Source organism: Hypericibacter terrae, from assembly GCF_008728855.1.
Lineage (GTDB): Bacteria > Pseudomonadota > Alphaproteobacteria > Dongiales > Dongiaceae > Hypericibacter > Hypericibacter terrae.
In genome coordinates, this window is record NZ_CP042906.1 from 1,524,026 (window position 1) to 1,537,187 (window position 13,162).

At 63.9% G+C, this 13,162-nt stretch carries 14 protein-coding genes; 7 read left to right on the plus strand and 7 right to left on the minus strand.

Going from position 1 to position 13,162, the window contains the following annotated elements; translation table 11 throughout:
* Positions 1–224: 224 nt before the first annotated feature.
* Positions 225–551 (plus strand): ATP-dependent Clp protease adapter ClpS, encoded by a 327-nt coding sequence (gene clpS / locus FRZ44_RS06990; RefSeq protein ID WP_151176511.1) that lies wholly within the window; start codon positions 225–227, stop codon positions 549–551.
* 7 nt (positions 552–558) lie between these two features.
* Positions 559–2,898: an ATP-dependent Clp protease ATP-binding subunit ClpA gene (gene clpA / locus FRZ44_RS06995; protein ID WP_151176512.1), complete on the plus strand. Its 2,340-nt coding sequence runs from the start codon at positions 559–561 to the stop codon at positions 2,896–2,898.
* 266 nt (positions 2,899–3,164) lie between these two features.
* On the opposite strand, the gene FRZ44_RS07000 is transcribed toward clpA, so the two are convergent.
* Complete coding sequence (locus tag FRZ44_RS07000) at positions 3,165–4,334, minus strand: GNAT family N-acetyltransferase (RefSeq protein WP_151176513.1); 1,170 nt, start codon at positions 4,332–4,334, stop codon at positions 3,165–3,167.
* A gap of 148 nt (positions 4,335–4,482) precedes the next feature.
* Here FRZ44_RS07000 and FRZ44_RS07005 point away from each other — a divergent pair, with 148 nt between their 5' ends.
* Positions 4,483–5,358 (plus strand): tetratricopeptide repeat protein, encoded by an 876-nt coding sequence (locus FRZ44_RS07005; RefSeq protein WP_151176514.1) that lies wholly within the window; start codon positions 4,483–4,485, stop codon positions 5,356–5,358.
* Between the two features lie 23 nt (positions 5,359–5,381).
* Here FRZ44_RS07005 and sodC read toward each other — a convergent pair whose 3' ends face one another.
* The 3 genes from sodC to FRZ44_RS07020 form a co-directional block, all read right to left on the minus strand.
* The gene (gene sodC, locus FRZ44_RS07010) at positions 5,382–5,882 is read right to left on the minus strand and encodes a superoxide dismutase[Cu-Zn] (RefSeq protein ID WP_225308580.1); all 501 of its coding nucleotides are present in this window, start codon (positions 5,880–5,882) and stop codon (positions 5,382–5,384) included.
* Between the two features lie 347 nt (positions 5,883–6,229).
* Positions 6,230–6,997, minus strand: a complete 768-nt coding sequence (locus FRZ44_RS07015) for a sulfotransferase family protein (protein ID WP_151176516.1) — start codon at positions 6,995–6,997, stop codon at positions 6,230–6,232.
* Positions 6,998–7,032: 35 nt separating this feature from the next.
* Positions 7,033–7,500 carry a RidA family protein gene (locus tag FRZ44_RS07020; RefSeq protein ID WP_151176517.1) on the minus strand — a complete coding sequence of 156 codons (468 nt, stop codon included), beginning with the start codon at positions 7,498–7,500 and terminating at the stop codon, positions 7,033–7,035.
* Positions 7,501–7,709: 209 nt separating this feature from the next.
* Between FRZ44_RS07020 and FRZ44_RS07025 the strand changes: the two genes are divergently transcribed.
* From FRZ44_RS07025 to FRZ44_RS07040, 4 genes are all read left to right on the plus strand, one after another.
* Positions 7,710–8,495, plus strand: a complete 786-nt coding sequence (locus FRZ44_RS07025) for a 2-keto-4-pentenoate hydratase (RefSeq protein ID WP_151176518.1) — start codon at positions 7,710–7,712, stop codon at positions 8,493–8,495.
* A gap of 16 nt (positions 8,496–8,511) precedes the next feature.
* Complete coding sequence (locus FRZ44_RS07030; protein ID WP_151176519.1) at positions 8,512–9,249, plus strand: SDR family oxidoreductase; 738 nt, start codon at positions 8,512–8,514, stop codon at positions 9,247–9,249.
* Positions 9,250–9,460: 211 nt separating this feature from the next.
* Positions 9,461–10,408 (plus strand): IS1595 family transposase, encoded by a 948-nt coding sequence (locus FRZ44_RS07035; RefSeq protein WP_151176520.1) that lies wholly within the window; start codon positions 9,461–9,463, stop codon positions 10,406–10,408.
* Between the two features lie 118 nt (positions 10,409–10,526).
* Positions 10,527–11,099: an ATP-dependent Clp protease proteolytic subunit gene (locus FRZ44_RS07040; protein ID WP_151176521.1), complete on the plus strand. Its 573-nt coding sequence runs from the start codon at positions 10,527–10,529 to the stop codon at positions 11,097–11,099.
* Positions 11,100–11,272: 173 nt separating this feature from the next.
* Here the strand turns inward: FRZ44_RS07040 and FRZ44_RS07045 are convergent, their stop codons facing one another.
* From FRZ44_RS07045 to FRZ44_RS07055, 3 genes are all read right to left on the minus strand, one after another.
* Positions 11,273–12,025: a hypothetical protein gene (locus FRZ44_RS07045; protein WP_151176522.1), complete on the minus strand. Its 753-nt coding sequence runs from the start codon at positions 12,023–12,025 to the stop codon at positions 11,273–11,275.
* Positions 12,022–12,546: a hypothetical protein gene (locus FRZ44_RS07050; protein WP_151176523.1), complete on the minus strand. Its 525-nt coding sequence runs from the start codon at positions 12,544–12,546 to the stop codon at positions 12,022–12,024. Before FRZ44_RS07050 ends, FRZ44_RS07045 begins: the two co-directional genes overlap by 4 nt.
* A 99-nt stretch (positions 12,547–12,645) precedes the next feature.
* Complete coding sequence (locus FRZ44_RS07055; RefSeq protein ID WP_151176524.1) at positions 12,646–13,119, minus strand: copper chaperone PCu(A)C; 474 nt, start codon at positions 13,117–13,119, stop codon at positions 12,646–12,648.
* Between the last annotated feature and the right edge of the window lie 43 nt (positions 13,120–13,162).

The following is a 13,162-nucleotide window of genomic DNA, read 5'->3' on the forward strand; positions in this document are numbered from 1 at the left end:
GGACGAAAGCGCCGAGACGGCGCCCGGATCTCGGGAACCCGGCGCGACCAAGAGTCGCTAACAGTTGTTTGACGGAAAAGGGTGCAGACTGGGCGGGTCCGGACCATGAAGCCCCTACCGATCCAAGTGGCTCTGTGGACGGGGCTTTTAACCAAGGCCGCGAATTCCATATTATAGGCACAGGCCCCCGCAAGAAACCGAACCCGGGGGTCGGTTGCGAGGAGATGAGCGACAACGACAAGACGACCAAGGACGACCGCGAGACCGGGGTTGTCGTCAAGAGCAAGCCGAAGACCAAGAAGCCCTCGATGTACAAGGTGCTTCTGCTCAATGACGATTACACGCCGATGGAGTTCGTCGTCCATGTGTTGGAGCGGTTCTTCAGCAAGAGCCGCGAGGATGCAACGCGCATCATGCTCCATGTGCATCGCCGCGGTGTCGGCGTGTGCGGTGTCTATACATACGAAGTGGCGGAAACCAAGGTGAACCAGGTGATCGATTTCGCTCGCCGGCATGAACATCCGCTTCAATGCACTTTGGAGAAGGAGTAGGGCGCCCATGTTGTCGCCAAATCTTGAACAGACGCTGCATCGGGCACTCGCCTATGCCAACGAACGCCGGCATGATTTCGCCACGCTCGAGCATCTGCTGCTGGCCCTGACCGAAGACCAGGACGCCATCGCCGTGATGCGCGCCTGCAATGTCGATGTCGAGCGGCTGCGCCGCGACCTGATCGACTATATCGACAACCAGCTTTCGAACCTGGTCGGCCCGGCGCCGCGCGAAGCCAAGCCCACGGCGGGCTTCCAGCGCGTGCTGCAGCGCGCGGCCATCCATGTCCAGTCCTCGGGCCGCGAGGAGGTCACGGGCGCCAACATCCTGGTCGCGCTCTTCTCCGAGCGCGAGAGCCACGCCGTATATTTCCTGCAGGAGCAGGAGATGTCGCGCCTGGACGCCGTCAACTACATCAGCCATGGCATCGCCAAGTCGCGCGGCAAGCAGGAGCAGCGCCGGGTCTCGGGCGCCGATGGCGACGCCCAGGCCGAGAAGGTCGCCAAGACCGGCAGCGAGGCGCTTGACGCCTATTGCGTCGATCTCAACAAGAAGGCGCGCGCGGGCAAGATCGATCCGCTGATCGGACGCGATGCCGAGATCGACCGGACCATCCAGATCCTGTGCCGGCGCACCAAGAACAACCCGCTCTATGTGGGCGATCCCGGCGTCGGCAAGACCGCCATCGCCGAGGGCTTGGCGCGGCGCATCATCCGCGGCGAAGTGCCGGATGTGCTGAAGAACGCCACCATCTTCGCGCTCGACATGGGCTCGCTGCTGGCCGGAACCCGCTATCGCGGCGACTTCGAGGAGCGGCTCAAGGCCGTCATCTCCGAGCTCGAGGCGACCGAGGGCTCGATCCTCTTCATCGACGAGATCCACACCGTGATCGGCGCCGGCGCGACCTCGGGCGGCGCCATGGACGCGTCGAACCTGCTGAAGCCGGCGCTCCAGAGCGGTTCGCTGCGCTGCATGGGCTCGACCACCTACAAGGAATACCGGAACTACTTCGAGAAGGACCGGGCGCTGGTCCGCCGTTTCCAGAAGATCGACGTCAACGAGCCGACGGTCGACGACACGGTGAAGATCCTCATGGGCCTCAAGCCCTATTACGAGAAGCATCACCGCGTGCGTTACACCGGCGAGGCCATCCGCACCGCCGTCGAACTGGCGTCGCGCTATATCAACGACCGCAAGCTGCCCGACAAGGCGATCGACGTGATCGACGAGGTGGGTGCGGCGCAGATGCTGCTGGCGGAGAACAAGCGCAAGAAGACCATCACGGTGAAGGATGTCGAGGCCGTGATCGCCACCATGGCGCGGATCCCGCCAAAGAGCGTCTCGCGCGACGACAAGAGCGTGCTGCAGAACCTGGAGCGCGATCTGAAGACGATGGTGTTCGGGCAGGATGCCGCGATCGGCGCCCTTTCGGCCGCGATCAAGCTCGCGCGCGCAGGCCTGCGCGAGCCGGAGAAGCCGATCGGCTCCTATCTGTTCTCGGGTCCGACCGGCGTCGGCAAGACCGAGGTGGCGCGCCAGCTTTCGCGCACGCTGGGGATCGAGCTCATCCGCTTCGACATGTCGGAATATATGGAGCGGCATACCGTGTCGCGCCTGATCGGCGCGCCCCCGGGCTATGTCGGCTTCGACCAGGGCGGACTCCTGACCGATGCCATCGACCAGCATCCGCACGCCGTGCTGCTGCTGGACGAGATCGAGAAGGCGCATCCGGATCTCTTCAACCTGCTGCTGCAGGTGATGGACCATGGCAAGCTCACCGACCATAACGGCAAGTCGGTCGATTTCCGCAACGTGATCCTGATCATGACCACCAATGCCGGCGCGGCGGAGATGGCCAAGACGGCGATCGGCTTCGGCCGCGAGGTGCGGGTGGGCGAGGACACCGAGGCGATCAACCGGATGTTCACGCCGGAGTTCCGCAACCGTCTCGACGCGGTCATCACCTTCCAGAACCTCTCGCCGGAGATCGTGGCGCGGGTGGTGGACAAGTTCGTGATGCAGCTCGAGGCGCAACTCGCCGACCGCAACGTCACGATCGAGCTCAGCGACGGCGCGCGCGACTGGCTCGCCAAGAAGGGCTTCGATCCGATGTATGGCGCGCGGCCGCTCTCGCGCGTCATCCAGGAGCACATCAAGAAGCCGCTGGCCGAGGAATTGCTGTTCGGCAAGCTCGAGAAGGGCGGCACCGTGCGGGTCGACGTGGCCGACGGCAAGCTGGTCTTCACCCATACCGAAGCCACCAAGCCCAACAAGGGCGAAGGCGGCGACGGCGATGGCGGCGCCTCGCGTCCCGCCAAGCCGAAGGAACCTGAACTGGCGCGCTGACGCCGGAGCGGAGTTCGTCTCAACAAGAAAGGCCTCGTCCTTCAGGGACGAGGCCTTTTTCTTTTGGGGCCGGAGAGTCCCCTCCCCCTACCCCCTCCCGCAAGGGGAGGGGGCGTAATTTATTTTTTTGTCTCGCTGTTTGCGTGCGCTCTGCGCGTTAGTTGCGAATGCTGCAGATAATGGGCGGTGAGAATCAAGAAACCGCGCCCCCTCCCCTTGCGGGAGGGGGTAGGGGGAGGGGTTGCTTCAGGATAGAGCGGCGACGCCTACTCGCCGCACCCTTCCTGCTTGAACGGGCTGTCCGCCGCGAGCATGCCGATCTCGGCGCGCACAGCGGCCGTTTCGCGCTTCAGGAAATTCGCAACGGCGGCGCGCAAACCCCGGTCGGCGATCCAGTGGGCGCTCACGGTCTCGACCGGGAGATAGCCGCGCTGCACCTTGTGCTCACCTTGCGCGCCCGCCTCGACCACCTGGAGCCCGCGCGCGATGGCGAACTCGATCGCCTGGTAATAGCAGGCCTCGAAATGGAGGAAGGGGATCTCCTGCGTGGCGCCCCAATTTCGGCCATAGAGCCGCTCGCGGCCGATGAGATTGAGCGCGCCCGCGACAAAGCGTCCGCCGGCTTCCGCCAGCACCAGCAGCACCTGGTCCGCCATGCGCTCGCCGAGCAGGCTGAAGAAGGAACGCGTCAGATAGGGCGTGCCCCATTTGCGGTCGCTGATCGCCTGATAATGGCGGAAGAAAGCGTCCCAGTGCTTCTCCTGGATGTCGCGGCCGGTGAGGGCTCGGAGCGTCACGCCGGCCTCGGCAACCTCGCGGCGCTCGCGCCGGATCGCCTTGCGCTTGCGCGAGGAGAGATCGCCCAGGAATTCCTCGAAGCTGCGATAGCCGCGGTTCTGCCAGTGGAACTGGTAGCCGTGCCGCAGCAGGCATCCGACCTCGGCGAGCGCCGCCGCATCCTCCGCCGGCAGGAAGGTGGCATGCAGGGACGAGACCTTGAGCTGCTCGGCCGCGGCCACCAGCGTGGCGGCGAGGACGTCGCGATAGCGGGGCGCGTCCTCGGCGGGGCGCAGCAGCAGGCGGGGCCCCGGGACCGGCGTGAAGGGCACCGAGAGCTGCAGCTTGGGATAATACTGGCCGCCGGCGCGCTCATAGGCTTCGGCCCAGCCATGGTCGAAGACATATTCGCCATAGGAGTGGGCTTTCAGATAGAGCGGCGCGGCCGCCCGCACCTTGCCGGCGGCGTCCTCGATCAGCAGATGTCGCGGAATCCAGCCGCTGTCGCCGCCGACCGAGCCGCTCTCTTCGAGGGCGTTCAGGAACCGGTGCGAGACGAAGGGATTGTCGGCGCCGGCGCAGGCATCCCACTCGGGCGCAGGGACGTCCGCGATCCGCCCGAGCAGCCGCGCCTCGATCCGTTCGCCGTCATCTGCCATGAGAGGATGGGCCGCCAGGGGAATTGGACATCTGCTTCAAAGGATGGGGCGCCGCGGCGCTTCCGACAACCCCGATCTGGCGCCCGTTTGCCCCGAAAATCCTGCCGCATTTCCGCCCCAGCGGCCGTGATATGATTTCCCCCGTCCCATGAGCCCTGTCCGATGGCGCATACCGGTCGGTCTGATGGCGGCCTTGCTGCTGGCTTGTACGCTCGCGGCCGGGCCGGCGGTCGCGCAGTCGCGCGAGGATCAGCTGGGCGATGCCTGGGCCGCCTACAGCGCCGGCGACGACGCGAAGGCGCGGGCTCTGTTCGAATCGCTGGCGGGCGAAGGCGATCCCGAAGCGAATTTCGGCCTGGGGCTGATGGATGCCGACGGCCGGGGCGCGCCGCGCGATCAGGCGGCCGCCGCCCGGCATTTCTCGACCGCGGCCCAAGCGGGTTTCGCCGAGGCGCAGGATGCGCTCGGCTATGCCTATGATTTCGGCCTCGGGCTGCCGCAGAACCACGATCTTGCCGAATATTGGTATCAACGCGCGACCGATGCCGGCGTCGTCAATGCCAAGAACAATCTCGCTTATAGCTGGATCGATTCCGGCCGGAACATCGATCAGGCCCTGGCGATGCTCCAGGATGTCCTGAGCGCGGTGCCCAACGAGCCGGCTTATCTGGACTCCTATGGATGGGCGCTCTATCGGCTCGGGCGCTATCCCGAGGCGTTGCATTATCTCTGCGATGCGGCGATGCATGACCCCGGCCATCCCGAGGTGCAGGCGCATCTCGGCGATGCGTTCTGGCAGATGGGGCAGACCAACCAGGCAGTGCAGCAATGGCAACGGGCGCTGGATCTGGCAGACCGGCCGGACGAACTCAGCGACAGCGGCGCCGACTTCCTCAACGGCTTCGGCCTGAAGGCGTGGAAAAACGACCTGATCGGCCGATTGATGCGGGCGGGCAATCGCGCCGGGTCGGCGGAGGGCGCGGTTCCGCTCCCCACGGCCTGCAACGAGCCACCGATCTCCTAGATCGCAGCCTCAGCCCATCCCGCTCATTTGATCGGCGCGCAGGCCACGCGGTCGCCGGCGCCGCCGATCGGCTGGGTCATATAGTCGTCGGGATTGGCATGGATCACGACCGACGAGCCGTCGGCGTCGAGCAGTGCCGGGCGCTCGCCCGCACCCTTCAGCGAGACCAGGGTCGAATAGAGCTCGACCGTCACGCTGCCGTCGGCCGCGACATAGAGGTTCGGCAGGTCGCCATCGTCATTGGCCTGCGGATTGAGCAGCCCATGCGTCACCGGCGTCATGCTGTGGACATGGGCGCCCGCGCTCTTGAAGGTCGGGGCCGAGCAATCGGCCTTCTCGTGGAAATGCACCCCATGCCAGCCGGGCGTCAGGCCCTTGGCGGTGATGCGCAGCAGCACGCCGTGGGGCGCATCGGTCACGGTGATCTTGCCGATGGTGCCGCCATCGGCGCCCACCAGGTCGCTGGACTGGCTCGTGGCGGCCTGGGCCGTGCCGATGGCGAGGCCGAGGGCGAGCAATGTCATTATCACGTGGGAAGAACGGGAGCGGATCATGGGGAGACCTCGAGGGAAGGAGGGTTGGGCAAGTGGATAAGCGGTGCAGGCAAGAGCGGCGTTCCCTTTGGCGATGAAGATATATGTTGTCGCTGACCCCTCCCCCTATCCCCTCCCGCAAGGGGAGGGGGCTCGAAAAATTCTCTTGAGCGGTGCGGCGGCGCGAAAGAGAGCAACTCAAAACCGTGAGGTCTAAGACAGTTCACGCGCCCTCCGGAGGGGGTAGGGGGAGGGGTTGCTCCAAGCATCAAGCGAAGCGATTACTCCAACTCAGGGACCGCCCGTGGGATAGAACGATCCCACCCATTACCGCCTTGTCAGCGATAGCCGAACCGGGCGAGGGCGGGCGCTGCGGCCTCGGCGATGGCACGCGCCTTCGCGGGGTCGATCTGGCGCCAGCGTCCGATGCCGGCCGACGGCTTGATCGCGCCGGCCATTCGCCCCAGCAGATCGGGCGGCAGGCGCGCGCCCAGGAACTCGAACAGCGCCCCGAGCGTCCTCCGGGGATCTCCGCAGAGGTCCTCGTAGCGCAACAGGAAATGGCGCCCGGGAATATGACGCCGGCACCAATCCTCCGCTTCGAGATTGGCCTTGGCCCAGAGCCGTGCCGCCGGCACGGCCAGATCCTGCGGCAGGGTCTCGCCATGGAGCGGCTGATGATATCGGCGCAACTGGCCCTGATTGCCGGAGAGCGCCATGTCGCGGCCGTCGCGGATCATCTGCACGAAGACGAGCTCGGGCAGCTGCTCATGGAAGAAGGGCAACATGAAGAGCGTGCGCGGCCCCTTCAACCCCCAGGCGCCGCCGATGCCGGAATGGTGCTGGAGATAGCTCGCGAGCGTGGCTTCGAGATCGTGCCGCACGCGGTCTCGCAGCGCCGCGGGGACTTGATCGAGCTCGTAATCCAGCCGGCGCGTCGCCGCGAGAACCGGCGCGACCTGGCGATCGAAGAAATCGGCCAGCTCGACCGAATCCCCGGTCCCCAGGGTGTCATAGCCCATATAGAAGCCGGCAGCGGCCAGCACATCGCGCATGACGCGCGTGCCGGAACCGCCGCTGGCGCCGATCAGGACCGGACTGTGCAAGGCCAGCCTTCCGCGAGCCGCGTCGGGCCTGGCGGTCAGGCGATCTCGAAGATCGCGTCGACCTCGACCGCCACATTGAGCGGCAGCGTGTTCACGCCGACGGCCGAGCGGGCATGCTTGCCGGCATCGCCGAACACCTCGACCATCAGGTCCGAGACGCCGTTGGCGACCTTCGGCTGGTCGTAGAAATCGTCGGTCGAATTCACGAACACGCCGAGACGCACCACGCGCTTCACCCGGTCGAGATCGCCGCCGAGCGCCGCCTTGAGCTGGGCGATGACATTGAGGCCGCAGATCCGCGCCGCCTGCTGGCCCTGCTCGACCGCGAAATCCTTGCCGAGCTTGCCGATGAACTTGAAGTCCCCGTTCCACACCGTGACCTGGCCGGCGAGATAGGCGAAGCCGTTGGCGATTACGACCGGGACATAGTTGGCCACGGGTGCCGCCGCCTTGGGCAGCTCGATCTTCTTGTCGGCGAGAATCTTGTCGATGCGTCCGGTCATGGCCAGGGTCTCCCTAGGGGTCGAGTGAGGCGCGAAACAGGGGGCGGAGCATAGCGGCTTGACCGCCGGGCTTCCAGACCGTCCGCCGGCGCTCTTTCGCGCCTTGTCGGCCCGGCCGGGAAGGGGTTTAGTCTGCCCCGGAACGGCGTCCGGGGCCTCGGGGGCGAGGGGACGGGGCCGATCGATCAAAACTGGAGAACGAGGGCGGCATGCCGAAGGATCTGGACCGGATCGCGCGGGAATTGATGCGCCAGCACCGGCAGCGCGAGAAATTCGGGACTCTGTCGCCGGCCTGGCCGGTCGACGATCTCGAAGCCGCTTACGAGGTGCAGGGTCGTTTCGTCGATCTGATGCGGGCCGAGAGCGGCGCCGCGATCGCCGGCTACAAGATCGGCCTCACCACCAAGCGCATGCAGCATATGTGCGGGATCGATCATCCGATCGCCGGCGCGGTGCTGGCCGACCGGATCCATCGCAGCGGCACCACGCTGGCGCTGGCCGAGCATGTTCATCTCGGGCTCGAGTTCGAGATCTGCGCGCGGTTCGGGCGCGACCTGCCGCCCGGTGACGCACCCTATGACCGCGAGCGGATCGCCGATGCGGTCGATGCCGTCTGTCCCGCCTTCGAGGTGGTGGACGACCGCAGCGCCGATTATGCCGGGCTCGATGTCCGCTCGCTCGTCGCCGACAACAGCTGGAACGCCGGCGTGGTCTTCGGCGAATTCAAGACGAGCTGGCCGGAGCTGGCGCCGGTCGAAGGCGTCGTGCGTCGCGATGGCGCCGAGATCGGCCGGGGCACGGGCGCCGACGTGCTGGGCCATCCCTTCGAGCCGCTGACCTGGCTCGCCAATCACCTGGCGGAATTGGATATCGGTCTCAAGGCCGGTCAATTCGTGATGACCGGCAGCCTCGTGACCACGCGCTTTCCCGCCGGGCCTGAGCGCTATGATTTCGACGTGTCGGGCCTCGGCCATGTCGACGTGACGGTGCGCTGAGAAAGGGAACGAAATCGTGGATTATCGGATCAAAGGGCGTCGCGCCCTGGTGATGGGCGCCTCGCGCGGGCTGGGCCGTGCGGTGGCGGAAGCGCTGCTGGCCGAGGGAGTCGCGACGGCGATCTGTGCGCGCGACCCGGTGCGGCTCGAACGGACCGCGCGGGAGATCGGCGCCGTCGGCATTCCTTGCGATCTCTCCCAGGCCGGTGCCGGGGCCAAGCTGGTCGAGGAGGCAGCCCGGCGCCTGGGTGGGACCATCGACATCCTGCTGGTCAACACCGGCGGGCCGTCGCCCGCGACCTTCGACAAGATCGACGATGCGCAATGGCGCGCCGGTTTCGAGCAGCTTTGGCTCAGCGCGGTGTCGCCGATCCGGGCGGCCCTGCCGGGCATGCGGGCGCAGGGCTGGGGCCGGATCCTGCTCGTCACCTCGATCGCGGCGCGCGAGCCCCTCCCGAACCTGATGATGTCGAACGCGTTGCGCGCGGGCCTGCATGGGATGGCCAATGCGCTGAGCCGCGAGATCGGCCCCGACGGCATCACCGTCAACGCGCTGATGCCGGGCTATACGCTGACGGAGCGGTTGAAGGAGGCGGGTTTCAAGGCGGAGGAGGTGGCGAAGACCGTACCGCTCGGCCGCATCGGCAAGCCCGAGGAGTTCGCGGCACTCGCCTGCTTCCTTGCCTCCGAGCCCGCCGGCTACATCACCGGCCAGGCCATCGCCTGCGACGGCGGGATGCTGCGGTCGATCTGACGGGCGCGATAAGCGCGAACAGCGAGCGCAATGCGCCCCTCCCGCTACCCCCTAAGTTCATATGATCGCTTCGCTCTACTTTTGAGCTGCGACCGAGTTCAAACGTCAGGTCGAGTCCGAAATAATCCACGCCCCCTCCCCCTTGCGGGGGCAATTATATACTTGACAAAGGAAGCCCTCGGGCCCAGATTGTTGGTCATAGGAGCTTCCCATGACCGCCGATCTTCAGAACCCGATCTTCCAAGACGCCGACAAAGCCCGCGAATTCCTTGAAGCCACCCGCTGGCCGGATGGTCCCATTTGCCCGCATTGCGGCGCGCTTGAGAATATCCGCAAGCTTGAGGGTAAGGCGCATCGTCCGGGGCTCTTTCAGTGCAATAGCTGTGAGGGGCAGTTCTCGGTAACGGTCGGGACCGTTTTTGAGCGTTCCCACATTCCCCTGCATAAGTGGTTGCTGGCGACCCATCTGCTTTGCGCTTCCAAGAAGGGCATGAGCGCCCATCAGCTGCATCGCATGCTCGGCATTACCTACAAAACCGCTTGGTTCATGGCTCATCGTATCCGCGAGGCAATGCGCGAGGGCCATTTCTCCGGACCGCTGGGCGGCACTGGCAAAACCGTGGAAGCCGACGAAACCTACGTTGGGGGCAAAGAAAAGAACAAGCACCGCAACAAGCGGACCAAGGGCAACATCGGCGGCAAGGGCAAAGAGGTCGTGTTCTCGCTGGTCGAGCGCGGCGGATCTGTCCGCTCGCACCACGTTCCCGAGGTCAATGCCAAGACCCTGCGCCCGATCCTTGTGGCTCAGATCGACCGCAAATCGTTCCTGATGACTGACGAAGCCGGTCAGTACTACCATCCGGGCAAAGAGTTCGCGAAGCACGAGACGGTCAATCACGGTGCTGGCGAATATGTCCGCGGTGAGGCGCACTCCAACACGGTCGAGAACTATTTCTCGATCCTCAAGCGCGGGATCACTGGAACCTATCACCATGTCAGCCAGCAGCACTTGAAGCGCTATCTGGCGGAATTCGATTTCCGCTACAACGAACGCTCAGGCCTCGGTGTCAGCGATGATGAGCGCGCTGTGAAAGCCCTTAAGGGCATCGAGGGGAAGCGCCTGACTTATCGTCGACCTGACAAAACCGACAACGCTTAAGCAAAGAGTGCGGCGCTTTCTGCGCTGGCGCAAAGCCTTAGGTGGGCGGCTTTAGCGATGATTCGACCCCAACGCTGGGTTGCGGTAGCCTGCATCCCTCACAACCAAGGAGGGGGATATGGCTGCTGTCGCCGTCATTTTTCATGGTCCGATTTCTCACCCGGCCACCATTCGTTTCAGAAACGCACTCTGCCAAATGGTGAATGAGGCGAAACCCGATGGGGCAAGAAAGTATGACAAACTTTATCTGCTGATGAACAGCGCGGGAGGTTCCCTCGACGACGGGATTTCTCTCTATAGCCTGATACGAATGCTGCCGATGGCAGTCACCACGGTGAATATGGGATTCATCGCCTCTATCGCCGTAATCCCATTCTTGGCCGGGTCTAATCGCATTAGCACCCCCAACGGGTGTTTTCACTTTCACCAATTTGACTGGACATTTGATACTTCGCGCGCAACGCGGTCGCAGCTATCAGACTACACGCAAATACTAGACTCCGCCCGAGGGCAGGCCTTTGAAATTCTGAAGAGCCAAACGCTTCTTACGGAGACGGACTTCGAGCAACTCAAGCTCATGAATGAGCCCGTCGTTAAGGGCGCAGCTTTTGCCAAAGAGAAAGGGATCATCCAAGAAATCGAGTTCCCCGCACTTCCCGCCAACACTCCCATTTTCAACGTGGACTACTAATCTCATCCGTTGGCTCAGGCTGGGAATTGGGAATCACTTTGGTTTCTCTTTCTTGCCTTTGTTTGCGCGTACCTTTGATGCGGGCACATGCGGCTTGGGCGGAGACGCCAGCATATTGCGGACCGTCTCCATAAAGCGTTCGTCCTTCTCGGGCGGACGCTTTTTCTCTTGCATCAATGAATGCTCGACATTCTGGACATCTCGCTGCGCAAGCCAGAAAGCGGCACAGTGACCGCCGCCATTTGTAATAGCGCCAGATCCGATGAATCCCAAGCATCTTCATCGTCATAAACGAGACGATGCTGGATCGAGTCACCCATCGCCCTAGCGACGTCAATGTGGGAAACCACCTTGGCGTTCATTGAATTGGCTTCCGGCGACACCGCGTCCACCACCAGCTGTTTGTCGTCTCCGATCGGAGCGACAAAATCGAACGTGTAGGGGCGATTGCTGGCGCCAACGAGCCTCTTCTCGCGCAGAATTCTGTCTCTGCCAATGAAGATGCTCAGGGTATTGAAAATCTCTTGCTCCAGGTCGCGCCGTCGCTTCGGTCGGAACACCTTCAAGCCATGTTCCGCGATAGATACTGAGGCGCGACTGAGCAACGGAATGGCGGACGGCAACGCGGCCACCGGGATCGGTTGAGTCAGCAGAATGCCATTCGTCATCTTGAGGCCGCGAGTCACAAGAGAGGGAGGAAACGCGCGTTTCAGATTTTCGATAACTAGGCCGTGTGATGACAGGCAATCCACCGCGCCACCGCCATCCGTGACAATAACCGACTCACTCATCGCCGACTGAATGTACGCGGTAACGAAGCTGCCAGACGGATAGACATGCTGAGTCGCAACAGCATAACCGTCCTCTGTCTTCGCAAAGTCTCCGAAGACTGACAATGCAGATCGAATCTCTGTCAGCGCGCTCATATCAGGCCTTCCCTTGGCGGATATTCGATCATTTGTGTTTTCGCCAACTCGATTCTGGTCTCAGCGCAGAACCAACGCAATGCCTGCTTCCATGTCTTAACGGTGGCCGGCAGGGCCCGAGCGCATAGCAATTCGGGAACCTGGGTCAGGGAAGCCATGCTGCTATTGTCCGCCCAAGCATGAAAATGCGGCCCATTTACTACGAAATCGCCAAGGGCCGGCGCCGCCCACATGGGGTTAGCGTGGCGCTTCCAAGAAGGCTCAAAATCGAGCCGCCATACGCAGTCTGGGATGTTGAGAGTTATTGTGAACTGGGGCTCGGGCGAATTCGGAATGGCCGTCGCCTGCATAGAGGCGCCGACGAGGCTATCCTCGACCAAAATGGGCCAAAGCGCCCGGAACTCGGCGGGACGGTTACCCTGCTGCCACGCGGCTTCCGCCGCGACTCGCTTGGGCGCGGCAAGGAAAGCGTCGACCAGGTCGGCAACAAGGCCGGTCTTCGGGCCACCAGACCAATCCATGCCTCAATTGTGGACCGATTCGTTGCCTTTGCCAAGTATATAATTGCCCTTGCGGGAGGGGGCAGGGGGAGGGGCTTCCGATGACGCGCGAGTTGCGTCCTAACTCCCCTGCGACGGCCCCGTCGCGCCCAAGGGCTCGACCGGCACGTCGATGGTGATGCTGCCGGCTTTCTCGAAGGTGAGCGTCACGGGGAAGGTCTGGGCCGCCTCGAGCGGCTTCTTGAGGCCGAGCAGCATGATATGGAGGCCGTTGGGCGCCAACGTCACGGTGCGGCCCGGCGGAAGCTCGACGCTGCCGACCAGCCACATCTGCGAGACGTCGCCCTCCACCTTCATGTCATGGACCTGAGCCTGGTCCGAGACGGGTGAAGCGACGTCGATCAACTTGTCCGGTGCGGTGCTGGTGTTCTTGATGGTGAGATAGACGACACCATTGGGTGCCGCGCTCACCGTGGCGCGCGACCAGGGGTCGTCGATCTGCAGCGGCCCCAGCTTGTAGTGATGGGTCTGGCCGGCGCTCGCGACGGCAATGAAGAGGGCGAGAAACCCGCCGAGCATGTCTCTGAGAATCATGGGTTCGATCCCGTTCCTGAAGGGTCGAGGCGCCAGCGGCGGT

Bases quoted from the DNA above. Each gene is read 5' to 3' on its own strand.
- FRZ44_RS07035 (WP_151176520.1), top strand. From the start codon at position 9,461: ATGACCGCCGATCTTCAGAACCCGATCTTCCAAGACGCCGACAAAGCC.
- FRZ44_RS07005 (WP_151176514.1), top strand. From the start codon at position 4,483: ATGAGCCCTGTCCGATGGCGCATACCGGTCGGTCTGATGGCGGCCTTG.
- FRZ44_RS07055 (WP_151176524.1), bottom strand. From the start codon at position 13,119: ATGATTCTCAGAGACATGCTCGGCGGGTTTCTCGCCCTCTTCATTGCC.
- clpS (WP_151176511.1), top strand. From the start codon at position 225: ATGAGCGACAACGACAAGACGACCAAGGACGACCGCGAGACCGGGGTT.
- FRZ44_RS07045 (WP_151176522.1), bottom strand. From the start codon at position 12,025: ATGAGCGCGCTGACAGAGATTCGATCTGCATTGTCAGTCTTCGGAGAC.
- sodC (WP_225308580.1), bottom strand. From the start codon at position 5,882: ATGACATTGCTCGCCCTCGGCCTCGCCATCGGCACGGCCCAGGCCGCC.
- FRZ44_RS07000 (WP_151176513.1), bottom strand. From the start codon at position 4,334: ATGGCAGATGACGGCGAACGGATCGAGGCGCGGCTGCTCGGGCGGATC.
- FRZ44_RS07050 (WP_151176523.1), bottom strand. From the start codon at position 12,546: ATGGATTGGTCTGGTGGCCCGAAGACCGGCCTTGTTGCCGACCTGGTC.
- clpA (WP_151176512.1), top strand. From the start codon at position 559: ATGTTGTCGCCAAATCTTGAACAGACGCTGCATCGGGCACTCGCCTAT.
- FRZ44_RS07025 (WP_151176518.1), top strand. From the start codon at position 7,710: ATGCCGAAGGATCTGGACCGGATCGCGCGGGAATTGATGCGCCAGCAC.
- FRZ44_RS07020 (WP_151176517.1), bottom strand. From the start codon at position 7,500: ATGACCGGACGCATCGACAAGATTCTCGCCGACAAGAAGATCGAGCTG.
- FRZ44_RS07040 (WP_151176521.1), top strand. From the start codon at position 10,527: ATGGCTGCTGTCGCCGTCATTTTTCATGGTCCGATTTCTCACCCGGCC.